This window comes from Ruegeria sp. BG11 (genome assembly GCF_056538565.1).
In genome coordinates this window covers 77,214-100,168 of sequence record NZ_JBQFTH010000002.1, presented here as the reverse complement: position 1 = coordinate 100,168, position 22,955 = coordinate 77,214, and the positions used below count along the sequence as shown (strand labels likewise).

The window sequence follows — 22,955 nt, the reverse complement described above, 5'->3', positions numbered from 1 at the left end:
TATCGTGAAACTCTATTCCTACTGGCGCTCAACAACTTCGTACCGGGTTCGCATCGCCTTGAACCTCAAAGGCCTCAGCTACGATTACTGCCCGGTCGATCTGGTCGCCGGAGAGCAAAGCGAACCCGGGTACACCACGCTCAACCCTTGCAAGGGTGTTCCGACCATGGTTCTTGAGGACGGCACGGCCCTGACCCATTCGCTTGCAATCATCGACTATCTGGAGGCCATCGCGCCAGAACCTCTGCTGCTTTCAGCCCACCCTCAACTGCGCGCGCGTCCAAGCCGCCGCGCACACGATAGCGATGGACATCCACGCGGTGAACAACCTGAGGGTCATGACCTACCTCAAATCTCAAATGGGAATGGACTCTGCCGGACAGACCGATTGGTTCCACCATAGGATGACCGAGGGGTTTGCCGCCTACCAGGCGCTGTTGCCCGGCGGTACTCGCTTCAGTTTCGCAGACAACCCGACCCTCGCCGATATCTGCTTTGTCCTCCAGCTCTATAACGCGCATCGCTGCGGGGTGAACATGACGCGCTTTCCGCGACTGCTCTAGATCGAAAAACACGCGCTGTCCCTTACCGCTTTTGATCAGGCGCGCCCGGAGAACCAACCCGACGCAAATTGACAAGTTTAAGTAGCGGCAAGCGGATTGACGTCGTCGGTAAGGAAGATGCGAATTCTCAACGCGGTTGTGGAGACAACTACCCGTTTGTTGTTTTCCCTTGGCACCAAGTTCTCTAAGAGCAGCCCGATATGATACCAAAGGATTCGTGACCACATTCTCCGCAACAACATGGCGTTTCCAAAATTCTTCTATTAATTTCTGTGCTTTCCGCCTGGTTCGGCGATTGGTAACGACAGCTTCGAACACCTCTCTTTCGTGATCAACGACGCTCCGCAGGTCTAGCCGCTTTCCATTGATCTAAACAAACACTTCGTCGACATGCCATTTCAATTTTGGGTATGCCCGCAACTGCTGGATCCGTTTTATCCGAATTCCCGATGCGAAAATCGGGCTAAACCAGTTCCGCCACTACCGCACGGTCTTGTGGCTGACTTCGATGCCATGCTTACGCATCAGGTCTCCCACATTTTTAAGCGACAGAGGAAACCAAACACGTAGCATCACCGCCAAGAGAATGATTTCTGGGCTGGTCTTAAAACACTTGAAGGGAACTCGTCTTTTCACGAGCATGGGCTACAAAAGCCCCCTACCCGACTCAAGACAAGTTCCTCTGACAAGCCTTTATTTTGGTTCAGCAAGTAAGGGGCCATTACAAAAGAATCTCGTATCGCTAGCTTTGGATCACCGAATTACGTGAACCGAACACTTGGCATGATGCACGACTCTGTTCGCAGTGGAACCTAGAAATATGTCCTCGAATCCTGGCTTGTGTGAAGCTAAGACGATGCAATCAACGTCGTTCTGATTTGCGAAGTCAACGATAGCCCTACCCGCGTGCCCAGAGATGAGCTGTACCTTCGCGTCAGGAATTTCAGAGGCAGTCAGATGCAGGTTCTCCAATATCTCATGCCGCGTATGTGCAAGCACTTCGCTTGGGATCTGAGAACCCACATATGCCGGAATAGGTTCTTGGACGTGCACAACGGTGAAAACAGCGTCGGCATCAGCCAATTGGCGCGCGGCCTCAAACGACGCTTGAGTGTCGTGTTCTTTGTCCAGAGCAACCGGGATCAGGATATTCTTGTACATTTGACTTCCTATCTACTGCTCAGTTGATTTCAGTTTGGTATTTCGGCAGCAGGAAACCTACACAGGCTCAGATTTCGACGATTTGCCCGCGCTCTTTGTAGCGGCTGCAACATCACCAACTGTTTTCTCAACAGCTTCAGCTTCTGTTTCAGCGACATAAGATGCACAACGGGAAACGGTTTCGAACCATTCCTGCGCGTCTGCAACCAACCGTTCAGCCGAATGGCGCTGCCATTCCGCCATGCTCTGAAAGGCTTTCGATGGATCGGACGGGTTCGCGGAAGACACTTTGCGTGCAGCTTGCAAAGCCGTCCGAACCGCCTCATGGCGCCGTTCGAACCAATGCTGTGCAAAGGCCTCTGTTTCTTCGAGCAATTTTTCTTGCGCGTCCCAAAATTGTTCGATCTGGGCTCCGAAGGCCGGATTGCCAGACATGGGTGGCTGCATTTGCTTGAAAACATCCAACAGTGAGGTCGGGCTGTTTGTGTTAGTTTTCTTTGTCGGCATCGAAAGTTCCTCCTCATTTCCTGAATGAGTTATTGTGCCACTTGCGGCATGCTTTCGCCTTAATACAGATCAATATCCCTTATTTTTCAGGTCTTCGGCCTAAGCTGCGACGGGACACCCGCATTCTCTCCGACATCGGTTCCTAGAAGGCAGTGTTGGAGTTAGAGTAGTTTAGACAAGAACTAAATGCTTGGTTTTCTATGCACATTGCCGGCTTTCTGATTACCCTTGGTGTCCTCTTCCTTGCCGGATTGGCGGCTGACCAACTTGGCCGGGCCACGCATCTTCCTCGTGTTACAACCTTACTTTTCCTCGGTCTGATCGCCGGAAACGCCGGAATGGGGCTGATCCCACTCGACGTTGCAATGTGGTTCGACGAGATTTCCATCGTGGCCTTGACGATGGTCGCGTTCCTTCTTGGAGGATCTTTGACCCGCGAGAACCTGGTTCGGCACGGCCGAGCCATTCTGACGATTTCGATTTCAATCGTGGTTGCAACCCTTGTTATCGTGTCTGCTGGATTGACCGCAATCGGCGTACCCTTCGGGTTGGCATTGGTGCTGGCGGCAATTGCTACGGCTACGGCTCCGGCCGCCATGACAGACGTGATCAAACAATCTGGAGTGTCCAACAGCTTCACCGAGACATTAAAGGGCGTCGTCGCAATTGATGACGCTTGGGGTCTGATCGTATTCAGTATCGCCCTGGTTCTGGCCGGTCATTCGGATGGTTGGGCAACCGTCACGACCACAGCGATGTGGGATTTCGGAGGGGCTATTTTGTTGGGTACCGCACTAGGTGTGCCATCCGCTTACCTGACCGGCCGCTTGAAACCGGGAGAGCCAATGCAGGCAGAAGCAGTGGGCATAGTTTTTCTTACAGCGGGCCTCGCGCTTTGGCTGGAGGTTTCCTTCTTGGTAGCGGGCATGGTTGCAGGCGCAGTGATCGGGAATCTTGCCCGCCATCACGACCGTGCTTTTCATGAGATCGAGCACATTCAGTGGCCATTCATGATCCTGTTCTTCCTGTTGGCTGGCGCCACGTTGGATATCGAAGCCTTCGGCTTGATGGGCTGGGCTGGTGCTCTTTTCCTGATCTTACGCGCCGTGGCCCGTCTTGTCGGAGGGTATTGCGGAGCGAGACTGGGCGGCGTGCCTCGCCATCAGACCCGCTGGTACGGCCCCGCTCTGTTGCCACAGGCTGGTGTCGCGGTAGGAATGGCCCTCGTCGCCGGAGAGCAATTTCCGAATTGGGCCACGTCCATCATGGCCTTTACTCTTGCCAGCACTGTGGCCTTCGAAGTGTTGGGGCCGCCACTGACTCTCATGTCAATCAGACGCACGGCTGATACGGACTAGCAGGTTGGCCCGTGACTAGTCAGCTTGGATCGAGTCCAAAAAGGCAAGCAAATTCGCCAACGGCAGGCCAACCATCATTCGTTGCCCGTTGGGCAAAGCCACCGCGATTTGTTGGTCTGTTTCAAACACCGCGCCAAAGATCGGCATTTCGCCCCCATGGGCGAGCAATTGTGAACGACCATCAATCTGCTCAGCTATGCCATCTGTTGGAAAAACACCGTCGTTTTGGCCTGCCAATTTGGTAAGGTCGGGCGTTCGAATAGCCATCATTTCCGCCATCGGCCCGTCTCCAGTCGCTTCGAAACCATGACATTGCCAGCAATACGTCCGGTACAAATCACGTCCCTCATCGACGCTGATGTCCTGCGCTAAAGCAGGTCCCGTGACGAACAGTGCCAGTAAAATCCCGTGAACAATCTTCATATGCTCCTCCAATTTGCTGCCCTGGATGCAGATCAAATTAAACCGCATCCTTAAGAAACTTCTTTGACCTTGCTCATGTTGCACTCTTAAGCGCGAAGATTGGCGTTTCAGTCGAAGAACGTTTGAGCAAGTGCCGAGTCTAATCCAGGCCTGCCTCCAACTACGCCGCTTCGTCATTGACCTCGCCGCCCTTGCGCCCAGGCGACTCTCGTTCCAATGCGTTCAAATGCCAACGAATTCGCCAGAGGTGATAAGACACGCGATGTAACCATCTGAGGGCATCCAGCCGAGCCCAAACCACGTCGTCCGGCAGATTGTCAGTTGCCGCGTCGGAAATGAGCAAGTCTCTGCGAAGTTTCCTCTGTCGCCGCAGAAAACGGCGAAGACGGTTCAGCGTGTATTCACACTGCACCGGATTGTCGATCTCCAAGTAGCCATCCGTTGCTGTAATCAACACCGAAGCGAGCCGCTTCAAACGCCGGTCTTTCGGTAACTCGCTTATCCGATCATCTTGGCTACACCGGTAAAGCAGCCGGTCAAGATGGTCGAGGACATGGTACATACCCTTGATGCTGGATATCTCTGCGTCGGACCTGCCGGGCAGTTCAATCTTGTCTAGATACGAGCGCGCCTCAGAAACAGCTATCTCAATGTTGTCCCGCCCGTAGTCAGGTCCGCTCGGCTGAGATGCCCCCATACATGACCGAAGGTGCGCGACTTCGGCCCTTACAATTTGTTCGACTGAAGCTTTTGCTGCGTCCACCGCTATTTCCGGCACCCCAAGAACGAGCGGATCCAGAGACCTCGTCAACTCAGTAGCTCTGTCGGGTACGAGCGCCTCGATAAATCTGGCGAAGGGTTTCGCGAACGGCAAGATCAGCGCTACGCCTATTGCGTTGAAGAAACTATGGAACGCGACAAGCGCAGTCAGTGAGTTTCCGGCCCCCGTCCCACTTACTAAGACCGAAGTAAACGGCCCCAGCAGAAAAAATGCCATTGCTCCTGTCATCACATTGTAGATCACATGCGCAAAACCGGTTCGACGCGCCATCGTGCCCCCACCCAAGGTAGCCAGAACAGCAGTGAAAGTTGTCCCCACGTCCATTCCAATGACGAGAGCTGCTGCTTGAGGGAAGTTCACGGCACCAGCGCTCAACGCAGCCAATGCCGTTGCAACACCAGCACTCGAAGACTGCGTCACCATCGTGATAAGGACGCCGATCAATACAAGCTTCAGCCTGCCCAGCAATGTGTCAGGTGGAAAATCGGCTGGGGTAACTACGCCGCGAAAGGCGTCCAGCCCAGACTTGAGCTGCTCGATCCCAATAAAAATCAAGCTGAATCCGGCCAACGCCAGCCCAAGGCCGGCAACCGCTTTTTTTCCTGAAAGCGCCAGCAAAGCCCCAACAAAAACAACGGGCAACATCACTTGCCCTAAGTCCAGCTTGAACCCCAAGAGCGCGACGAGCCAACCTGTCATGGTCGTTCCGATATTGGCCCCAAAGATGATCCCAAGCGCTTGGGGAAAGGTGAGCAGGCCAGACGCGACAAATCCGACGGCCGCGACAGTCGTCGCGCTGGAAGACTGGATCGCAGCTGTCGTGACCGCGCCTGTTATCGCCCCGGTAAACGGTGTCGACGTGAACCGACCCAAAATATCTCGCAGTCGCGCCCCTGCCAACGCCTTCAAACCGTCCGTCATCAACAGCATGCCGATAAGGAACAGGCCGATGCCGCCCAGTGCTGGTAACAGGTTCCAGAGCATTGCGAATTGCCTTCCACCCTAAATCTCAAACCGCCTGACATGTTTGCTTTGCCTTTAAGTTCGACGGCAAACGACAGTTGGTTGGGATTCAGCCTCGCAGACCGGCGACCGCGAGTTGATTGACATAGATCAAAGCACCAATAGGAATCACATAGTGAAATACGAATGTTTCAGCTTGTTCTACGTTCACCGGTCTGTCCCCAAGCAAACACAAAGGTGAACGGAATTCTTAAGGAGTGGAAGTTCCACCCATTGGGGGCTCGGCAGAAGTGGTGGCGAGCCCCCAGTTAGTTTATTGGCGCCCTATGCGCCCAGACGTTGAGATACAAGGCATTCGGTGCAGCTTTGACCATCGGATCGCACCGCTCCGCCAATCGCGGACAAAACTGGGAAGGACGCCACTGACGACGTTCTGAATGGGCAGTTGGTGGAAAACGCTTATGAACTCTGTTGATCCAAACGAACAGAAACTCAGACGAGCCCTTACTACCCCGTTGCTCACGCTCTATGGCCTTGGGGTAACGGTCGGAGCGGGCATCTATGTTTTAGTCGGCGCGACAGCAGACATTGCCGGACCGTTTGCAGCGTTTTCGTTTGTTGTAGCCGCGCTCGTCGTATCACTCACCGCGCTTTCCTATGCAGAACTCGCAACACGATTTCCCGTCAGCGCAGGTGAAGCAGCCTATGTTGAGGCGGGATTTCAGAAGAGATGGATGGCGGTTTTCGTCGGGCTCGCGGTCGCAGCTTCGGGGATTATCTCTGCCTCTGCAGTTGCAATTGGCGCAGCGTCATACCTGCACGCTTTAACCGGTTTTGCGATCCCTGTTTTGACCGTCAGCGTCGTTTTGATCATGGGTCTAATCGCGCTCTGGGGGATCACTGAGTCGGTCTTTGTTGCGGCTGTCATTACGATCATCGAGATCGCAGGCCTTCTCTTTGTGATTGGCTGGGGCATGTCAATTCAGGATCCGCAGGGATACGGGATCAGTTCGATGCTTCCCCCGCTTGAACTCGAGGCGTGGAGAGGCATTTTCGCGGCATCACTCCTCGCCTTCTTTGCATTTGTTGGCTTCGAGGATATGGCCAATGTCGCAGAAGAGGTCAAAGACCCGGTCCGCACGATCCCAAAAGCGATTTTACTAACGCTCGTTCTGGCGACCGTATTGTATCTAGGAACCTCAATGACGGTTCTACTTGTTGTTCCGATCGATGTTCTTTCGACATCCGCAGCCCCCCTCGCGCTTGTGTTTTCAAACGCACCCGAGGTAATCAAACAGGGTTTTTCCGCAGTCGCGATTGTGGCGACGGTCAATGGAGTATTGATCCAGATGATCATGGCCTCGCGGGTGATCTACGGCCTGGCGGACCGTGACCATTTGCCGAAGGTTCTGGCGATTGTCCCGAAAGCAACTCAGACACCAGTTGTAGCTACTTTGCTGGTCGTGGCGATCATCGTTCTGCTTACCCAAACAATTCCGATTGGTACGCTGGCAGAGCGTACGTCTCAGATCGTTCTCGGCGTCTTTGTGCTCGTCAACATTTCGCTGATCCTGCTGAAGATGAAGCCGGACGAGGCCGCCAAGCACTTCCGCGTTCCTCTTGTGGTACCGATCCTTGGGGTGATCACCAGTGCATTGCTTTTCGGATCTGGATTTCTCTAACTAGATACAACGACCCAAAGGCCACAACGAGCTGCCACGGCATATGACGACTGACGAAACTTCCATAGGATCAAAGCTATCGACCTGGTGGCAAAGAACGTTTGTGGATCTGGTTCAGCAGCTGCAATGGTCCTATTTGCCGCCATTGATGGTCTATTTCGCGGCGGGCGTGTCCGGCCTGACCTCGGTCGTTGGCGCTTTTTTTCTAAAAGATTATCTCGATTTATCCGCCTCTTTCGTTGCAGGACTTGCATTTTGGGCCGGTCTACCTTGGATCCTCAAAATGCCACTTGGCCATATCGTGGACTTGTTCTGGCGCTGGAAGTCCCTGCTGATCCTGTTTGGCGCGTCTTTGATCACGTTGTCTTTGCTCACAATGTACGGTCTAGTGACCGCGCCTGCGCAGATGTCCAAGTTTATGCCGTTGGAAGACTGGTATGTTGTTGCCCTGCTATTGGCGCCTTCCGGCTATGCCATTCAGGATGTTGTCGCTGACGCCATGACGGTTGAGGCGGTCCCAAAGGTGGACCAGCGCGGCCTACCGTTTACGCCTGAAGAAACCCGTGCTCAGCACACGACGATGCAGACCTTAGGCAGAGTTTCGATCATTTCCGGGTTTGCGGTGGTGGCGGCTGTAAACATCTGGATATTCTCTGGAACCGAAGACCTGCAAAAAACCGAACGCCTTGCACTTTATGGCCAAGTATACCTGATAGCTCTGGCCATCCCGGTGTTGTCCGCCAGTGGAGTGGCTCTTCACAGCTTTATCCAGCGTCAGCTTGTCAAACGTGGCCACCCGCCTCATACACCGGATGAAGTCACCGAAGTCAAATGGTCCATATTGCTAGGCGGTCTTGCATTCGTTTTACTTAGCATCGTGCTGGGAACCGCGGATTTCGAGTTTGCGCAAGAGACTGTTTTTGCGGTTTCCCTGACGGTGATCCTTTACCTCATGTCGCGTCTACTGAAAGAGCTGGACCCGGCCCAAGCCAAAGCCTTGATCGGGACAGGGACAATCATTTTTGTGTTTCGCGCTGTGCCGCTACCGGGGCCAGGCCTGACATGGTTTGAAATCGATGAACTGGGGTTCGATGAGCAATTCCTGGCAATTTTGGCTTTGTTAACTTCGATGCTGGCCCTGCTCGGGTTAATTGTCCTTCGACCATTTATGGCCAATCGCTCCATTGCGCATGTGGTGGTGTTGCTGACGATTGCGGCAGGCGTTCTCGCCCTGCCCAACCTTGCGCTCTACTATGGCGTGCACGAATGGACGGCGGCGCGTACCGGCGGAGTTGTCGATGCAAGGTTCATTGCCATTCTTGATACAGCAGTTGAGTCGCCGCTTGGACAGATCGCCATGGTCCCGATGTTGGCTTGGATTGCTCGCAATGCCCCTGTTCAGTTGAAAGCGACCTTCTTTGCGGTGATGGCATCGTTCACAAACATGGCTCTGTCGGCCAGCAGCCTCAGCACCAAATACCTAAACCAGACATACGTCGTCACGCGCGCTGTCACAAATCCAGAAACCGGTGAGGTCACGTCTACCGCGGACTACAGTCAACTTGGATACTTACTGATCTCCGTGGCCGTGATCTCGGTGATCGTCCCACTGGTCACAGTGTTTTTCGTTCAAAACTCGCGCTTCCGAACGAGCGAATAATCATTGGCTTTCGAACTCTGCCAGCAGTGCTCTGAGATGTGAGACCGGGACGCCGATGTTTGAGCCACCAAACTCGGGCAGGATCGCAGCATTGATGGCAACGACCTCACCCCTCCGATTCAATGCTGGCCCCCCGCTCCCACCGGTCGTGGTTTCGGCGTCATAAACAATGGCGTTCCCACTTGTCCGCGCGACAATCCCTCGGCTTGCTAGCGGGTGTATCTTGCCTTGTGTAGAAAGCCGGGACGCGATCGACCAAAAGTTCAACGTTCCTTCTGCTTCCAGTTCCTCCAAAAAGCCCGGACCAGCCTGCGCGATCAAAGCTTTCAAACCCGTTGGATATCCCAACAGATACAACTCTTCACCTACGCGCGACGTGGCATCCGCCAAAGGAATTCCGAGGTCCTGAACGCGGCTTGGCTCAACTGCCAAAATCGCCAAATCTGCCGCGTCGCTGAATCGGACCAGACGCGCCTCTATTGGTTCCGTTTGATCAGGCAAGTAGGCCAGCAGCCTCAACATCTCTGGCTCAAGACCCGCGTCTATCAGCGCTTGTTCTCGGTTCCCCGAAGTCCAAGGCAAAGCGACATGGCGATTGGTGGCCATCAACGGAACCCCAGCAATCAAAAAGCCGGTTCCGGTGAATTGAAATTCTGCAGGTTCACCGGTCCCGTCCGGTTCGATCCAAGGCTGGCCAAACGGAGTTTTCAGGTTTTCTCCGTTCGGTCCCAACACATGCCGCAAAATCTTGCCGCTTTCCACGTGGCGCAGCCCATAAGCCCCCTGGAGGAAAGCGACGGATCGAATTGACGCAGCGATCACGCGCGTGGGTGCTCCCGCCCGCTGCTCCAACGTTCCAAGACGCTCCTCGGTCGATAAGACCTGGTTCTCAAAAGCGTCGCGTAACGAAGCCAAGTCATCAGGCGTAAGTGCGTCTTCTCGCGTCTGGGCGAGCATAACCGCGACCGCTTCAATCTTGCGGGACTCCTGCTCGATAATAGTCGCCAAGCGCCGGTCGTTTTGGTAAAGCAGGTACCCAAACCCCGCGACCACAAGAAGCGTCGCAAGAACCGTGATCCTGAACAATATCGTGGTTTGAGAGGCAAGCCGCCGCCCGCTATCGCGTAGGGCACCAGACATCTTTTTAGCGAAAGGTCGGCGGCTCATTCGGGTGTAAGCATATGCATCACTGAGGATATCCTCGACTGTATGGTGCGCGGGAAATGAGTGATCGCACAGCCTGTATCGAGACATAGGACCCTTTTCACCGAACTCGATCATGTCGCCATGCCTAAGAGACGCTAACGAGGCTTTTTGCCCGTTTACCCACACATTGCGCCCAACGGACGCGGTTATCGTGTAACCGTCGTCAGCCCACTGCAGTGTGGCAATATCGTTATCATGTGGAGGCAGGTCGTATTTGGGTCGAATGCTTAACACCCTGCCATCGTCAACAGAAACGGTCAGGGCACTATCGACCAGCCAGTTCACGTTTCCGCGCGAAGGTCCGGTCAGGCTCTCCAGAAAGGCCCGCACCTCACCTTCACCAGCATGTCCTGAGGGTGTCATGCCACTCTCTTCTGGTTTTCGCATTGTGGCCCCCTACCCAAACGCGTGAGGGCATTCTACCACGCTTCAACGCCAAACCCATGGTCTGGTACGAATGTGCAAGAAACACGTTTTTACAAACACTTAAGATGTCCGCCCGGATTCAACCAAAGACACTTTTCAGGCCGCAACTCTAAGAAGGCCGATCCATGATCGACCCTCTACCTTGGCATTTTTATGCACGGCATCGAGCCACCAGACCGTCTATTTCGAAGATACCTTGATCTTACGGCTTGGATCCTGAGGTTCAGTCTTCGGCATTTCTACATGCAGAACGCCCTTGTCGAATGTGGCTGAAATCCTGTCGATTTCTACAGTGTCCGGCAGCGACATGGCTCTGGAAAAGCTGCCATAGCTTCTTTCGCTGACACGCAAATCGCCCGTTTCACCATGCGCAATCTTCTTCTGACCGCTTAAGATAAGCCTGCGGTTCTTGATTTCAATTTCCACATCATCCTCTTCGAGCCCCGGCAATTCAGCCGTCAGGACAATCGCAGAATCCGTTTCTTGGACATCGATTGCCGGTGAAATCGCGCCCGTCATATCAAGAGACGGAAAACCCGTGCGTTGCGCAGCCGTTTCCATCGGCAGGAAGGGTGATCCTCCCCCCAAAAAACGCGACATCAAGGTTTCCATTTCACGCCGAAAGTTGTCAGAGAGCGGATGCATTCCAGTGAAAAGTTGCGGTGACTTTTTGTCTTCCAACATTTTGAGCCTCCTCCTTTGGTCGGATTTCGCGCGCGCAACATTATGACAGGAAAAGCGGTCAAGGACCTTGATCTTGCGCAAGCATGCAACCTCAGCATCAGCCAGACCGAACGCACCGGCTGAACGAACTGAAACGGGAAACTTCGCTCACTAAACTTGCCTCGTCGCGCCGGAGTTAACACCAATCTCAGTAGTCTTGATCGGAATCCCAGGTCAGCTTAGCGTTTGTTTTGAATAAGCCCGAGCTGCCTAGCTTTAGCACAGTGGAGCAAAACCGTATGAAATGGCCTTATCTGGCGCTGATTTACGTTTTGCTGATCTTGGCTCCCTTGGGTTTTTCTTGGTCTTTGGGATGGCCACCACGATCGTTTCATCAAGAGATCGCGTCCGGGCTTGGGATGCTTGCTTTTTCAATAATCTTAGTCGAGTTCCTGCTGTCTGGGCGGTTCAGGTTCATCTCTTCCGGTCTTGGTATGGATGTAACCATGCGGGTGCATCAGTTGATGGCGCGTACAGCACTCGGCTTTGCGCTGATACACCCGCTGCTGTATCAGGGCACGCCTTCAGGCGGACGCCGCCCGTGGGATGAAACAAACCAACTTACGATTTCGACCGACTTTTCTACGCTGGTATCGGGCATCGGCGCATATTTTTTGCTGTTCATTCTGGTCGCCTCGGCAATTGCCCGCAAATCCCTTGATTACAAATACGAAACATGGCGCCTCTTACACGGGCTGGGAGCCTTGGTGATCGCATGCTTGCTGTTGCATCACACGGTCTATGCCGGGCGCTATGGTGGGCATCCGCTATTGACGTATCTCTGGCTTACTCTGACCAGTATAGCAGTCGGGACTTTGCTGTATGTCTATCTCGTTCGCCCTTTACGTCAGAAGAAAAGGCCATGGCGCGTCACCTCTTTGTCTCGACTAACACCGAAGCAATGGGAGTTGCGCCTCAAGCCCCATGGTCACAACGGACTAAACTTCGAAGCAGGGCAATTTGCTTGGCTAAACGTCGGCCACAGTGCTTTTTCGCTGCATGAGAACCCATTCTCGATTAGTTCGGCACCAGCCGAAGGCCCTGAGGTTTCATTCGTGATAAAGGAGCTTGGGGATTTCACATGCGGCCTCGGACAAATCGCTCCGCAAACCACGGCCTATCTGGATGCCCCGCACGGGAATCTGTCGATCAGCCATCGCCCTGAGACAGGCATTGTCCTGATCGCAGGTGGCGTCGGGATCGCGCCCATGTTGAGCATTATGCGTCAAGTTCGACTGAGTGGAACACAGCATGATCTCAAGCTTATCTATGGCAACCGGGTGGAGGAGCAGATTGTTTTTCGTCAGGAGTTGTCCAAAGAAGACACAGTTTTTGTTCTATCCGAACCGCCAAAGGATTGGTCCGGAGAGAAAGGCTTGATCGACGGTCCTCTGTTGGACCGCAATTTGTCTTCTGAACTATTTGAAAGCTGGCTTTTTGTTCTTTGCGGCCCCCCTGCCATGATGGACACCGTCGAAGATCATCTAATTGAGCGGGGCACCGCGTCACACCGGATTTTGTCTGAAAGGTTTGACTATGATTAGACCGCTCAGAAACCTGCCCGCGCGCCAACAAGTGAAACTCGCAGTTTGGTTCATCAGTTTTATAGTCTTCGTCGCTGTCTTGGCCTTTTGCTTAAGGTAGCAAGCTAGACCACCGAGAATTGGCTAGCTTCAAAGCTGTCGGCCGCAAAGGCAGGTTTCTTTGGAGATGGATGCCGTCGCGAACTTCCCTAAAAACATGCGCTGCGTAGACTGCAATAGCGTACGACAACGATCTCGATGTGGTCCCAAGAAACGCCTTTGATGGAGATCAAGGGCAACACACGTCACTTATTCATAATAAGCAATCTATTCAGACCGATTTATGGGAGGATCGGAATGACTGTACTTATCGCCTTCGCCACGGTCGAAGGCCAGACAGCAAAGATTGCGCGCTTTATCAGCGATGTCGCGAAGAATGCCGGTTTCGACGCAAAGCTGATCAATACCGATGAAATACCCAGCCACGTTTCGCTTGACGATGTGGTCAAGGTTATTCTCCTAGCCCCTGTCCACGAGCGTAGGCACCCAAATTCGTTCGAGGCATTTATCGCTTCAAATAGAGATGCCTTAATGAAGCGAAAGTCTCTCGTGCTTTCCGTCGGTTTAAAAGCTGCTTTTGCGTCAGGTCGAGAAGAAGCCCGTGACTATCTTGACGAAATGCTTCTGCGAACAGGTTTTAAACCAAATACGACGGCTTTGATCGCAGGCGCGGTGAGGCCCGAAAACTACGGGTATTTTGAGAGGGAGATCCTTAAGCACGTCGTCTTGCTCGGTCGAAAAATCGATCCACGAGAAGGAGCACGAGAGTTTACGGACTGGGATGAGCTAACGTCAATTGTGATAGAGTTCCTTGGCGATAACGGTCGGGCAAACACGCTTCAACCTCAAGCAAACTCTTAAAAAAGTGGTTTCTCAATGATTTACCGATGAATTTAAGTAGCTATGCCTCCCAGAAAGTCACAGTCTTCGGCTCACTTGATCAGTGTCCGAAAAGCACTGGTAAACTTGGCTGCTCCAACATTGCTTGCGTAGTGCCCCCAAAAACTGACTCTCGCAAATGGGAATGCCCGTAAGCGCCCATAACAACGAGATCGGCCCGCGCTTCGCTTGCTCGTTCTTGAAGGCAGTCTGCAATTGAATTCCCCCCGCACTGAAACTGCGACACGGTCACGTTGCAACCGTGATGGCCGAGCCATTCAGCTAGGTCCGTTCCGGGCACGCTACTTTCTAGGTCCTCAGGCGACGGCAAATCAAAACACCCAATCACAACTTCTTTGGCGGCCACAAGAATGGGTAAAGCTAAATGCGTCGCCCTGGACGCAGGCAAGCTGTCATTCCATGCCAAAAAAACGCGCTCGCGTTGGGCAAACAGGTCTCCATTGATCATCAGAGCGACAGGCGAATGAAACAATACTCCGCACGCGATCTTGTGAAATAAATCGGGGTCTCTTCGCAATCCAGCGTCTAGAAAAGCGATATCAGAGCATTTGGCTTGTTCTGCTACAAGTTGCTGTAACTCCGCTCCAAGTCCCATGAAGCCAGTTACATTTGCCGATACGCACTGCCTAGCAAGAAGCGCTTCAACTTCAGTGACCCGAGACTTCAAGGCGGCATTTTTCGCGTGAAGAACGTCCAACCAGTTTGAGGGAAGACCTGCTTCAACGAACCTATTTGATCCATACTTCAGGTAAGGCAGGTTTGGTAATGCCCCGGTCACTACGCAATTCAAGTGGTCGTTCTGGATACGGGCATTTTCAGCGCATTCCAAAATCGACGCGTTGTCAGCATCAACTCCTACAAAATATGCCAATGTTCTGTGTTGCATTCCCGACCTCCGTCCGGAATTTAACTTTGCCCGAAAGCCGTGCGCACTGATTAAGCCAACAAATAGTCGATGTTGTTGGTCACTCTTCTCACTTCGGCAGCATGAAGAACTCTTCCAGCACAATCTTGCCTTCCGCCACCGAATACACTGCGATCTCGCGCAGGGTCATACGCTCACCTGTCGCCTTCTGAACCACTTCGGCTCTGAAGCGGACTCCAAAGCGGTTGGGTGGGTGGACATAAGGGCCATCCACTTCTAGTTCTTGGATTTCATGCGATGCCAACCAATCCTCTCTTTTTCCCTTGATGGCTTCGCGACCCTTTGAAACGCGGAATTGTCGAACCGGAGGCACAACGGCCTCTATCGACTGTGCGTTTTCGGCATACATTTCGTCAACACTTCCGAGGCCCCGGCGCTCACGCATCGCCTGGACAAAGGATCTACCGATTTCAATCAACTCTTCCATGAATCCCCTCCCCTAGATTGCCATTGAGTGTACCACTTCTTGCCCGCTCAATTCTTGACAAGGATCAATAAGCACATTGGTGGAAAGTTTCGGGACTTACGTCGCTGCCAAGCTTGTGCCGCAGATCTTCGAGATTCAGAAGCGAGAGAGGGAAACGGATGTACAGCATCACCACAAGGCGGATGATCTCGGGACTGATTTTGAGGTACCCTAAGGAGTCGGGTCTGGTCGTTGACAAAAGCTACGGAACAGCCCTGCCCCGCTCAAACAAAGTTCTTCTGACAAGACCGTTTTGAAGTTTCAGCAACGAAGAGTTTCTTGTTTACCGAAACCTATAGGGAGCCAATGTAAGTCAGGGGCTTGCGCCCCTCGTCGTGCAACAGCCAACACTTCGATCCTTCGAAAACCGCAACCGTCAGAGGTTTGCCATATCCCGCCCCGGTATCGATGTTCACACGGTTTCCATGGTGTTCAGGGTTGGCGACGTGGGTGTGGCCGTGAACAACCAGCCACGGGTGAGGGTCCGGACAGTCCAGAAACTCGTCTCGGATCCAGATCAGGTCGTCGGGGTCCTGACGATGCAAGGGGATGCCGGGCTGTATGCCTGCATGGACGAACAGCACGTTGTTGCGCAGGTAGTAGGGCAACAGACCTGCCAGAAAATCGATATGGGCCTGCGGCACGGCGGCTTTGGCCTGAGCATGGACCTGATATATTCGATCCCCTTCGCTGACCTTAACGCCATAGGAGTTTAGCGTCTCAACGCCGCCTATCCGAGGATGCAGCCAATGATACCCGACCAGTAGACGCGCGTCGTTTCGCGGGTAGTCCTCAAGGAACATTGCGCACATCTGATCGTGGTTGCCGCGCAGGAATGTCCAGTTTCTGCCTTCGGACTGCCCTTTCACCAATAGATCGAGAACCTGTCGACTGTGGGCGCCGCGATCCGTGTAATCACCGATAAAGACGATTTGCGCATCAGGCCCACCGTCCTTTTCGATGCGGGCCAACGCGTCCTTTAGCATGTACAACTGACCGTGGATGTCACCAATGGCATAGATAGGTTCTGGCATTTTTTGGCGCTCTTACTTAAACCATTCGATGCGGAACTCTTCCCGAAAGGCAAACCGCACCAGATGGGCTTCGATCACGCCTTTCCACTGCTCCATGTCCCCGCGCGGCCCGGTCTCAGCTTTAATCGTCAGCCTGTCGTCATTCGCTTCAAGGGTCACGCTGTCGCCATCTGCGAAGGCCACGCTTCCCTTCTTTTCGTCAAAAAACACCTCGGCCTTGTGCGACCAGTGTTTACACAGCTGCTGCAGATATTTGCTGGCTGCAGCGGTTTCCGCAACGCCCGGGGCGGTCTGATCCGGCAACAGGCTCAACCCGGCTTTGGCGGCGTTTCGCATTGCGGTGGCGAACAATGTCACGTCAATATTGGTGGCCACAAAAGTGGCCCCGATGTCCAGGCATTTGCGCTGCATTTCCGGATCCAGGGTCAGGATACCCGCCGCCTTGCCCGCCGCCACGATGCGGTCCAGCGCGTCCAAAACGGCCGCAATCACGTCGGGATGACCAGCATTGCCGAGATGGCCCATATCGGCGGCCAGATCGGATGGGCCGATGAACACCCCATCCACATCGGTGGCCAGAATATCGTCCAACGCAGCCATACCTTTTTGGTTTTCGACCTGCACCAGCAGGCAAATCTGTTCGTCCGCCGTTTTCAGGTAGTCCGGGATGGCTGAAAACCGCGAGGCCCGCGCCAGTGCCGAACCCACGCCCCGCACGCCATGCGGTGGATATTGTACTGCCCGAACCAGCTCACGCGCGTGATCCCCGCTTTCGACCATGGGCACCAGAAGGTTCTGCACGCCCGCGTCCAAATACTGCTTGATCATCCAGGTTTCGCCTATCGGCAGGCGCGCGACCGGAGTGCTACCTGATCCTTCGATCACCTGCACCTGTTCGAAGATCGAGCGCAGATCATTCGGCGCGTGTTCACCGTCAACCAGCAGCCAGTCGAACTGCGCGGTTGCTGCGATCTCGGCCGTATAGGCGTTGGCCATCCCGATCCAGCAGCCGATCTGCGGCTGCCCCGCCTTGAGAGCGGCTTTGAACGTATTCTTTGGCGCAGGCATATGCGGCTTTCCTTTCAGGCGAAATTGATATCGACCGAGCCAAATGGCCCGAAATCGGCATGGATTTCAGTACCCGACGGGCACTCGACCGGGCGGATAAAGCTGCCGGACAGAATGATTTGACCGGGTTCGATGTATTGTCCGTATTGCGCCATGCGGCGGGCCAGCCAGACAACGCTTTCGACCGGATCGTTCAGAACGCCCGCACCTAGGCCGGTTTCCTCGATTTCACCATTGCGGAAGGTCAGAGCACCGACCCAGCGGAGATCAAAAGCATCCACGGCGTGCCGGTCCGCGCCCAGCACGATACCTGCATTGGCGGCATTGTCGCTGATCGTGTCGAATACTGTGCGAGCTTTGCCGGACTCGGGATCCACGCGTTGAATACGCGTGTCGAGTATTTCAATGGAAGGCGTTACATAGTCTGTGGCAGCGATGATGTCCTCGCGCGTGACGTTCTCGCCTCCAACGGCAGACTTCATCACAAAGGCGATCTCGGCCTCGATCCGTGGCCGGATGAAACGGCCCGTCGGAACAGTCCCGCCATTTTCGAACGCCATGTCGTCAAACAGGATGCCACTGTCAGGGATGTCGATGTTCAGCGCATATTGCATCGCTTTCGAGGTCAAACCGATCTTCCAGCCAATCACCTTGCGCCCCTCGGCCAGTTTCTGGCGATAGATGGCGTTCTGCACCTCGTAGGCATCGTCCATGCCCATCTCGGGGTGGCGCAGGGTCAGCAGGCCGATCTGATCTCCATTCCGTTCAGCCATCAGCAGATCAGCAGCTGCGCGAGCATGATCTTCGGGCGTCATTGCTGTTCGTCCTCAACTGTGTTGCGCAGCGTACCGATGCCCTCGACAGCGACCTCAACCACATCACCCGGGGCCAGATATTTCGGAGGATCAAACCGAGCCCCTGCCCCGGTCGGCGTGCCGGTGACGATGATGTCGCCCGGCTGCAGGGTCATAAAGGTCGAGATATATTCGATCTCGCGCCGGATCGGGAACATCATGCGGTTCAGGGTATCATCCTGGCGCAACTCGCCGTTCACGTGGGTCTGAATACGGGCATTATCCAGTTGCGCGGCGTTGGTGAACGGCACCAGCCATGGGCCGATAGCACCCGTATTATCCCAATTCTTGCCTTGCGTGACGTTGAACTTGGCGTGGCGCACCCAGTCACGGATCGTACCCTCATTACACAGAGTCAGGGCTGCGATGTGGTCGTAGGCGTTCTCTTGTGAAATTCGGCGACCGGTCTTGCCAATGACAATCGCCACTTCCCCTTCGTAGTCCAGCGTGTGGTTTTCCGGCGGACGGATCAGAGGGCGGTTGTGACCGGTGAAGCCGCTTGCGAAACGTGGAAACAACGACATGTATTTAGGCTGAGCGCTACCGTCTTTGTACTCGGCGTTGCGGTCCGGGAAGTTAACGCCGACGCACAGGATGCGGCGGACATCGGGCATCACCATCTCGTAGGTGAATTCCGTGTGGGTCACGCCCTTACCTTCGGCGGCTGCAGCCAGTTGATCAAACGCACCAGCAGCGATTACCTCATAAAGGCTCGCGTGATCTGGGAACGCATCATTCAACGCAATTGCACCGACGTCCGTGATCGCACCAAAAAAAGTCTGCCCATCGGCAGAGAAGGTTGCGAATTTCATTTAAGTGTCTCCCAAACCTCACGAATAACATCTGCTGCCATCAGTACATCGTCGCGTGTTGTATCGAATTGTCCGACCTGAAAACGAATGATCTTGCGACCATCAAACATGCCTTGGGTCAGATAAATCCGGCCGTCATCATTCAGCGCATCAACCAGACGCTGCTGCATCGCATCGTCACCCGGGCAGCGGAAGGAAAACAGGCTGAGTATCGGCCCGGTCGTGATCTCGAACCCCTCCATCGCGCCAATCTTCTCGGCAACCTCATTGGCCCAAACGACGTGATTTCGGATTCGTGTACGCAGACCGTCCAACCCGTAAGAACGCAACAAGAACCAAATCTTCAGCGCGCGGAACCGACGTCCCAACGGGATAGTCCATTCCGAATAATTCGTCACCTCGGCACCGGTGGTTTTGAGGTACTCGGGTTCGATCTTCAGCGTGTTGAGTTGCGGTGTGGCGTCACGCAGAAACTGGATGGCGCAATCGAACTGAGCGCCCATCCATTTGTGCGGGTTGAAAACGATGCTGTCATACCGCCCCGCCCCAGGCCAAAGCTCTTCACGGAACTCCGGGCAAATCATGGCCGATCCGGCCCAAGCCGCGTCGAGATGGGTATAAAGGTCGTGTTTCTGCGCGATGTCAGCCACAACTTCCAGATCATCACAGGCCCCAACGCCTGTGCCGCCTGTGATCGCAATGATCCCGGCTGGCACATGACCGGCTTCAATATCATCGCGGATAGCGGCCTCAAGCGCGACGGCGTCAATCGCGTAGGTCGGTCCCTGTATCGGCAGCTTGACCAAGTTATCCTGGCCGATGCCAGCAACCCAGCAGGCCCGGTCAATCGAGGAATGTACCTGGTCCGAGCAATAAATCCGCAGCGCCCCTTTGGTGTTCAGCCCCTGGCGATTGCCCGTGTACCCAGTGGCGCGTTCGCGCATCGTCAGAACCGCAGACAGAGTCGCCGAAGACGCGCTGTCCTGAATGACACCGGTCATACCATCCGGCAGACCTAGCGCTTGTCGCAGCCAGTCCACCATAACGCCTTCAACCTCAGTCGCTGCGGGTGCGGTTTGCCAGAGCATGCATTGCGCAGCGATAGTGGTCACCAGCATCTCAGCCAGCATCGAAGGCGGGGCGGCATTCGCCGGGAAATACGCAAAGAACCGAGGGTGCTGCCAGTGAGTGATCCCGGGCATCACGATACGCTCGAAATCGGCCATTATGGCCTCCATCGGCTCACCAGATTCCGGGGGAGAGACCTCAAGCTGCGCGGCGATATCACCCGGCGCTGTCTGCGCCCTAACAGGCCGATCCGCCAAAGTCTTGTGGTAGTCAGCAGCCCAGTTGGAGATTTGCTGCCCCCAGTGAGAAAATTCGTCCCAATTCATGCACTAAGCCTCCTCAGATGGGGAAATTCCGCCCATGCAGATGTACTTCAACTCCATGAAATCATCGAGGCCATATCGAGATCCCTCGCGTCCAAGACCCGACATTTTGACGCCGCCGAATGGAGCCTCTGCTGTTGAGATCAGACCGGTGTTCACACCGACCATCCCGTATTCCAAAGCCTCGGATACGCGCCAGACACGCGCCATGTCGCGAGAATAGAAATACGAGGCCAAGCCGAATTCGGTATCATTGGAAGCGGCGACAACCTCGCTTTCGGTTTCGAATTTGAACATGGGAGCGACAGGGCCAAAGGTTTCTTCAGTCGCCACCGCCATATCCGAGGTCACGTCGGTCAGAATGGTGGGTTCAAAGAAAGTGCCGCTAAGTGCGTGGGGTTTACCCCCAAGTGCGACCTTGGCGCCTTTTGAAGTCGCGTCACCGATATGTTCGGCAACTTTATTCACGGCGGCATGGTCGATCAGCGGACCGAAAACTATACCTTCATCAAACCCATTGCCGGTTGGCAGGGCCGCAACTTTTGCAGCCAGCTTTTCTGCAAAGGCGTTGTAGACCCCGGCTTGCACGTAAATGCGGTTTGCGCAAACGCAGGTCTGACCGTTATTTCTGAACTTGGCGATCACGGCGCCTTCGACGGCGGCATCCAGATCGGCATCGTCGAATACAATGAACGGCGCATTGCCACCCAGTTCCAACCCCAGTTTCTTGATCGTCGGCGCGCATTGCGCATAAAGCGTCGCTCCGATCTCAGTCGAGCCGGTGAAGGTCAGCTTTTGCACGATCGGGCTTGAGGTCATCTCTCCACCAATCTCCCGCGCCGAACCGGTAATGACCGAGAACAACCCTGCGGGCAGCCCCGCGCGTTCGGCGAGAACGGCCAGTGCGATGGCCGAGAACGGCGTCTGGCTAGCAGGTTTCAACACCATCGAACAACCCGCCGCAAAGGCCGGTCCGGCCTTCCGGGTGATCATGGCGTTGGGAAAGTTCCACGGCGTTATCGCGGCCACAACGCCGATGGGTTGCTTGACGGTTATGATCCGCTTGTCCGGCGCATGGCCGGGTGTGACATCGCCGTAGGCCCGGCGGGCCTCTTCTGCGAACCACTCGATAAAGCTGGCGCCATAGGCGATCTCGCCCTTCGCTTCGGCCAAAGGCTTGCCCTGTTCGGCGGTCAGGATCGCACCCAGATCATCCTGGTTTTCCATCATCAGATCAAACCAGCGACGTAAGACTTGGCTGCGCTCTTTCGCGGTACGTTTGGCCCAGTCTTTCTGCGCGCGCTGCGCATCGGCAATCGCCTCGACCGTCTCAGCAGCACCCAGATTTGGCACACGACCGATCAACTCACCCGTCGCCGGGTTTGTCACGTCAATCACGCGTTCAACGTCTGAGGCATCAACCCATCTGGACCCGACCCGCGCCTTTTCGGCAAGCAAAGTGGGATCGTCAAGACGCAGTTCAGTCATTCGAATTTACCTGTATTTCCGGATTCAAACCGAGAAGCTGACATTGGCCTGCCCAGTCCCGGAGCTTCCGAAATACGGGGTGTAGATGTCGATCTTGCCCTTGTAGCTGCCCCATCCAAGGGCACCGAACAACAAAGCGGTATCGTTCATCGCGCACTCACCCGCGCATTTCTTGGCGTAGTCGGGCAGAAGCTCGAGGAACTCTTCGAAGCGGCCCTGTTCCCAAAGATCCAACACGCGCATATCCATCTGGCGATTAAACTCGCCGTTTACCGAGTTTAGTCCATCGACCGAGCGTTCATTGGGGGTGAAGTCGTGGCTCAACGACCCCGAAGCCAGGATCGAGACGTTCCGGTCCGAGCGTCGGATGCCTTCGGCGATGGCTTCACCCCAGACGCGATTTTCAGCAATCGACGAGAACTGGTTGACCGCCACGGGCAAAACCCGCGCATTCACACCCTCGTTGATGAAGTGCATCGGTAGCAAGGTGCCGTACTCCATGCCCATATCGGGATGCGAATGCCCAAGGGCCCGCTCGCCACGTTCGCGCAGAACGTCAAGGATGGTTTCGCCAAGCTCGTGATCGCCGCGATAGTCGAACTCCATATCCGCCAACATGTGCGGCAGTTCATGACTGATGAACCGGCCCTTGTGGTGCTCTTTCGTGTTCAGGTGGAAGCCCTGATTGGTGATCCAGTGCGTGTCAAAAATGACAAATGTATCGACTTTGCGGTCGATCGCATCCTGACGAAGACGCGCATAGCCGTCGATGGCAGGTTGGCGGATGCCTTTGTATTTCGGCATCGTGTGGGACATCCAGATGCTTGGCACATGCGTTATCTTCGCGGCCTGTACAATCTTTCCCATGGCAGTTCCTCCTCGCATTTGTAATGCCTGGCAACCAAAGTTGAAGCCACCTGACATCCTTCGGTCCTGCAGTAAGCGTAAAATGCTGGACCAGTTTGTGCGCGTTTACTTCTA

Annotated in this window: 21 protein-coding genes and 2 pseudogenes; 6 read left to right on the top strand and 17 right to left on the bottom strand. The window is 54.6% G+C overall.

The features are described 5' to 3' along the window. Positions 1-4 precede the first annotated feature (4 nt). The gene (locus ACR0JF_RS04615; RefSeq protein WP_480668965.1) at positions 5-403 is read left to right on the top strand and encodes a glutathione S-transferase N-terminal domain-containing protein; all 399 of its coding nucleotides are present in this window, start codon (positions 5-7) and stop codon (positions 401-403) included. 250 nt (positions 404-653) lie between these two features. On the opposite strand, the pseudogene ACR0JF_RS04610 reads toward ACR0JF_RS04615, so the two are convergent. The 3 genes and pseudogenes from ACR0JF_RS04610 to ACR0JF_RS04600 form a co-directional block, all read right to left on the bottom strand. Beyond that, positions 654-1,205, bottom strand: a pseudogene (locus ACR0JF_RS04610) (IS6 family transposase); the annotation flags it as partial. A gap of 111 nt (positions 1,206-1,316) precedes the next feature. Next, on the bottom strand, positions 1,317-1,724 hold the full coding sequence (locus ACR0JF_RS04605) for a universal stress protein (RefSeq protein ID WP_170660512.1): 408 nt from the start codon (positions 1,722-1,724) through the stop codon (positions 1,317-1,319). Between the two features lie 57 nt (positions 1,725-1,781). Further along, positions 1,782-2,231: a phasin family protein gene (locus tag ACR0JF_RS04600; protein ID WP_170660513.1), complete on the bottom strand. Its 450-nt coding sequence runs from the start codon at positions 2,229-2,231 to the stop codon at positions 1,782-1,784. 200 nt (positions 2,232-2,431) lie between these two features. Here ACR0JF_RS04600 and ACR0JF_RS04595 point away from each other — a divergent pair, with 200 nt between their 5' ends. Then, on the top strand, positions 2,432-3,589 hold the full coding sequence (locus ACR0JF_RS04595; RefSeq protein ID WP_170660514.1) for a cation:proton antiporter domain-containing protein: 1,158 nt from the start codon (positions 2,432-2,434) through the stop codon (positions 3,587-3,589). Between the two features lie 15 nt (positions 3,590-3,604). Here ACR0JF_RS04595 and ACR0JF_RS04590 read toward each other — a convergent pair whose 3' ends face one another. Continuing rightward, positions 3,605-4,012, bottom strand: a complete 408-nt coding sequence (locus ACR0JF_RS04590; RefSeq protein WP_170660515.1) for a c-type cytochrome — start codon at positions 4,010-4,012, stop codon at positions 3,605-3,607. Between the two features lie 160 nt (positions 4,013-4,172). Then, positions 4,173-5,777, bottom strand: a complete 1,605-nt coding sequence (locus ACR0JF_RS04585; protein WP_170660516.1) for a Na/Pi symporter — start codon at positions 5,775-5,777, stop codon at positions 4,173-4,175. A 440-nt stretch (positions 5,778-6,217) separates the two neighbouring features. On the opposite strand from ACR0JF_RS04585, the gene ACR0JF_RS04580 reads away from it, so the two are divergent. Next, the gene (locus ACR0JF_RS04580) at positions 6,218-7,438 is read left to right on the top strand and encodes an amino acid permease (RefSeq protein ID WP_170660517.1); all 1,221 of its coding nucleotides are present in this window, start codon (positions 6,218-6,220) and stop codon (positions 7,436-7,438) included. A gap of 43 nt (positions 7,439-7,481) precedes the next feature. Beyond that, a complete protein-coding gene (locus ACR0JF_RS04575; protein WP_170660518.1) occupies positions 7,482-9,098 on the top strand; it encodes an MFS transporter in 1,617 nt (538 codons plus the stop codon). On the opposite strand, the gene ACR0JF_RS04570 is transcribed toward ACR0JF_RS04575, so the two are convergent. Both ACR0JF_RS04570 and ACR0JF_RS04565 read right to left on the bottom strand, forming a co-directional pair. After that, entirely contained in the window at positions 9,099-10,667 is a 1,569-nt protein-coding gene (locus ACR0JF_RS04570) for a trypsin-like peptidase domain-containing protein (RefSeq protein ID WP_480668908.1), read from the bottom strand. Between the two features lie 243 nt (positions 10,668-10,910). After that, the gene (locus ACR0JF_RS04565; protein WP_170376171.1) at positions 10,911-11,414 is read right to left on the bottom strand and encodes an Hsp20/alpha crystallin family protein; all 504 of its coding nucleotides are present in this window, start codon (positions 11,412-11,414) and stop codon (positions 10,911-10,913) included. Between the two features lie 278 nt (positions 11,415-11,692). Between ACR0JF_RS04565 and ACR0JF_RS04560 the strand changes: the two genes are divergently transcribed. Further along, complete coding sequence (locus ACR0JF_RS04560) at positions 11,693-12,997, top strand: ferredoxin reductase family protein (RefSeq protein ID WP_170660520.1); 1,305 nt, start codon at positions 11,693-11,695, stop codon at positions 12,995-12,997. Between the two features lie 336 nt (positions 12,998-13,333). After that, the gene (locus tag ACR0JF_RS04555; protein WP_170660521.1) at positions 13,334-13,897 is read left to right on the top strand and encodes a flavodoxin domain-containing protein; all 564 of its coding nucleotides are present in this window, start codon (positions 13,334-13,336) and stop codon (positions 13,895-13,897) included. Between the two features lie 79 nt (positions 13,898-13,976). Here ACR0JF_RS04555 and ACR0JF_RS04550 read toward each other — a convergent pair whose 3' ends face one another. The 10 genes and pseudogenes from ACR0JF_RS04550 to hpaD all read right to left on the bottom strand — a co-directional run bounded on the left by ACR0JF_RS04550 (position 13,977) and on the right by hpaD (position 22,841). After that, positions 13,977-14,822, bottom strand: a complete 846-nt coding sequence (locus ACR0JF_RS04550) for a universal stress protein (RefSeq protein WP_170660522.1) — start codon at positions 14,820-14,822, stop codon at positions 13,977-13,979. Between the two features lie 88 nt (positions 14,823-14,910). Next, positions 14,911-15,288: a SnoaL-like domain-containing protein gene (locus ACR0JF_RS04545; protein ID WP_170376164.1), complete on the bottom strand. Its 378-nt coding sequence runs from the start codon at positions 15,286-15,288 to the stop codon at positions 14,911-14,913. An 85-nt stretch (positions 15,289-15,373) separates the two neighbouring features. Continuing rightward, a pseudogene (locus tag ACR0JF_RS04540) lies at positions 15,374-15,526 on the bottom strand (IS6 family transposase); the annotation flags it as partial. 94 nt (positions 15,527-15,620) lie between these two features. Then, on the bottom strand, positions 15,621-16,361 hold the full coding sequence (locus tag ACR0JF_RS04535; protein ID WP_170747507.1) for a metallophosphoesterase family protein: 741 nt from the start codon (positions 16,359-16,361) through the stop codon (positions 15,621-15,623). A 12-nt stretch (positions 16,362-16,373) separates the two neighbouring features. Continuing rightward, positions 16,374-17,429 (bottom strand): aldolase/citrate lyase family protein, encoded by a 1,056-nt coding sequence (locus tag ACR0JF_RS04530; protein ID WP_170660524.1) that lies wholly within the window; start codon positions 17,427-17,429, stop codon positions 16,374-16,376. A 14-nt stretch (positions 17,430-17,443) separates the two neighbouring features. Next, positions 17,444-18,244 carry a 2-oxo-hept-4-ene-1,7-dioate hydratase gene (hpaH, locus tag ACR0JF_RS04525; RefSeq protein WP_170660525.1) on the bottom strand — a complete coding sequence of 267 codons (801 nt, stop codon included), beginning with the start codon at positions 18,242-18,244 and terminating at the stop codon, positions 17,444-17,446. Next, positions 18,241-19,095: a fumarylacetoacetate hydrolase family protein gene (locus ACR0JF_RS04520; protein WP_170660526.1), complete on the bottom strand. Its 855-nt coding sequence runs from the start codon at positions 19,093-19,095 to the stop codon at positions 18,241-18,243. Before ACR0JF_RS04520 ends, hpaH begins: the two co-directional genes overlap by 4 nt. Then, positions 19,092-20,489: a pyridoxal-dependent decarboxylase gene (locus tag ACR0JF_RS04515; protein WP_170660527.1), complete on the bottom strand. Its 1,398-nt coding sequence runs from the start codon at positions 20,487-20,489 to the stop codon at positions 19,092-19,094. The genes ACR0JF_RS04520 and ACR0JF_RS04515 overlap by 4 nt, the downstream gene beginning before the upstream one ends. A gap of 3 nt (positions 20,490-20,492) precedes the next feature. Next, entirely contained in the window at positions 20,493-21,974 is a 1,482-nt protein-coding gene (locus ACR0JF_RS04510; protein ID WP_480668907.1) for an NAD-dependent succinate-semialdehyde dehydrogenase, read from the bottom strand. A 24-nt stretch (positions 21,975-21,998) separates the two neighbouring features. Next, positions 21,999-22,841: a 3,4-dihydroxyphenylacetate 2,3-dioxygenase gene (gene hpaD, locus ACR0JF_RS04505; RefSeq protein ID WP_170380896.1), complete on the bottom strand. Its 843-nt coding sequence runs from the start codon at positions 22,839-22,841 to the stop codon at positions 21,999-22,001. Positions 22,842-22,955 lie beyond the last annotated feature (114 nt).

Bases quoted from the DNA above. Each gene is read 5' to 3' on its own strand.
- ACR0JF_RS04605 (WP_170660512.1), bottom strand. From the start codon at position 1,724: ATGTACAAGAATATCCTGATCCCGGTTGCTCTGGACAAAGAACACGAC.
- ACR0JF_RS04600 (WP_170660513.1), bottom strand. From the start codon at position 2,231: ATGCCGACAAAGAAAACTAACACAAACAGCCCGACCTCACTGTTGGAT.
- ACR0JF_RS04595 (WP_170660514.1), top strand. From the start codon at position 2,432: ATGCACATTGCCGGCTTTCTGATTACCCTTGGTGTCCTCTTCCTTGCC.
- ACR0JF_RS04590 (WP_170660515.1), bottom strand. From the start codon at position 4,012: ATGAAGATTGTTCACGGGATTTTACTGGCACTGTTCGTCACGGGACCT.
- ACR0JF_RS04585 (WP_170660516.1), bottom strand. From the start codon at position 5,777: ATGCTCTGGAACCTGTTACCAGCACTGGGCGGCATCGGCCTGTTCCTT.
- ACR0JF_RS04580 (WP_170660517.1), top strand. From the start codon at position 6,218: ATGAACTCTGTTGATCCAAACGAACAGAAACTCAGACGAGCCCTTACT.
- ACR0JF_RS04575 (WP_170660518.1), top strand. From the start codon at position 7,482: ATGACGACTGACGAAACTTCCATAGGATCAAAGCTATCGACCTGGTGG.
- ACR0JF_RS04570 (WP_480668908.1), bottom strand. From the start codon at position 10,667: ATGACACCCTCAGGACATGCTGGTGAAGGTGAGGTGCGGGCCTTTCTG.
- ACR0JF_RS04565 (WP_170376171.1), bottom strand. From the start codon at position 11,414: ATGTTGGAAGACAAAAAGTCACCGCAACTTTTCACTGGAATGCATCCG.
- ACR0JF_RS04560 (WP_170660520.1), top strand. From the start codon at position 11,693: ATGAAATGGCCTTATCTGGCGCTGATTTACGTTTTGCTGATCTTGGCT.
- ACR0JF_RS04555 (WP_170660521.1), top strand. From the start codon at position 13,334: ATGACTGTACTTATCGCCTTCGCCACGGTCGAAGGCCAGACAGCAAAG.
- ACR0JF_RS04550 (WP_170660522.1), bottom strand. From the start codon at position 14,822: ATGCAACACAGAACATTGGCATATTTTGTAGGAGTTGATGCTGACAAC.
- ACR0JF_RS04545 (WP_170376164.1), bottom strand. From the start codon at position 15,288: ATGGAAGAGTTGATTGAAATCGGTAGATCCTTTGTCCAGGCGATGCGT.
- ACR0JF_RS04535 (WP_170747507.1), bottom strand. From the start codon at position 16,361: ATGCCAGAACCTATCTATGCCATTGGTGACATCCACGGTCAGTTGTAC.
- ACR0JF_RS04530 (WP_170660524.1), bottom strand. From the start codon at position 17,429: ATGCCTGCGCCAAAGAATACGTTCAAAGCCGCTCTCAAGGCGGGGCAG.
- hpaH (WP_170660525.1), bottom strand. From the start codon at position 18,244: ATGACGCCCGAAGATCATGCTCGCGCAGCTGCTGATCTGCTGATGGCT.
- ACR0JF_RS04520 (WP_170660526.1), bottom strand. From the start codon at position 19,095: ATGAAATTCGCAACCTTCTCTGCCGATGGGCAGACTTTTTTTGGTGCG.
- ACR0JF_RS04515 (WP_170660527.1), bottom strand. From the start codon at position 20,489: ATGAATTGGGACGAATTTTCTCACTGGGGGCAGCAAATCTCCAACTGG.
- ACR0JF_RS04510 (WP_480668907.1), bottom strand. From the start codon at position 21,974: ATGACTGAACTGCGTCTTGACGATCCCACTTTGCTTGCCGAAAAGGCG.
- hpaD (WP_170380896.1), bottom strand. From the start codon at position 22,841: ATGGGAAAGATTGTACAGGCCGCGAAGATAACGCATGTGCCAAGCATC.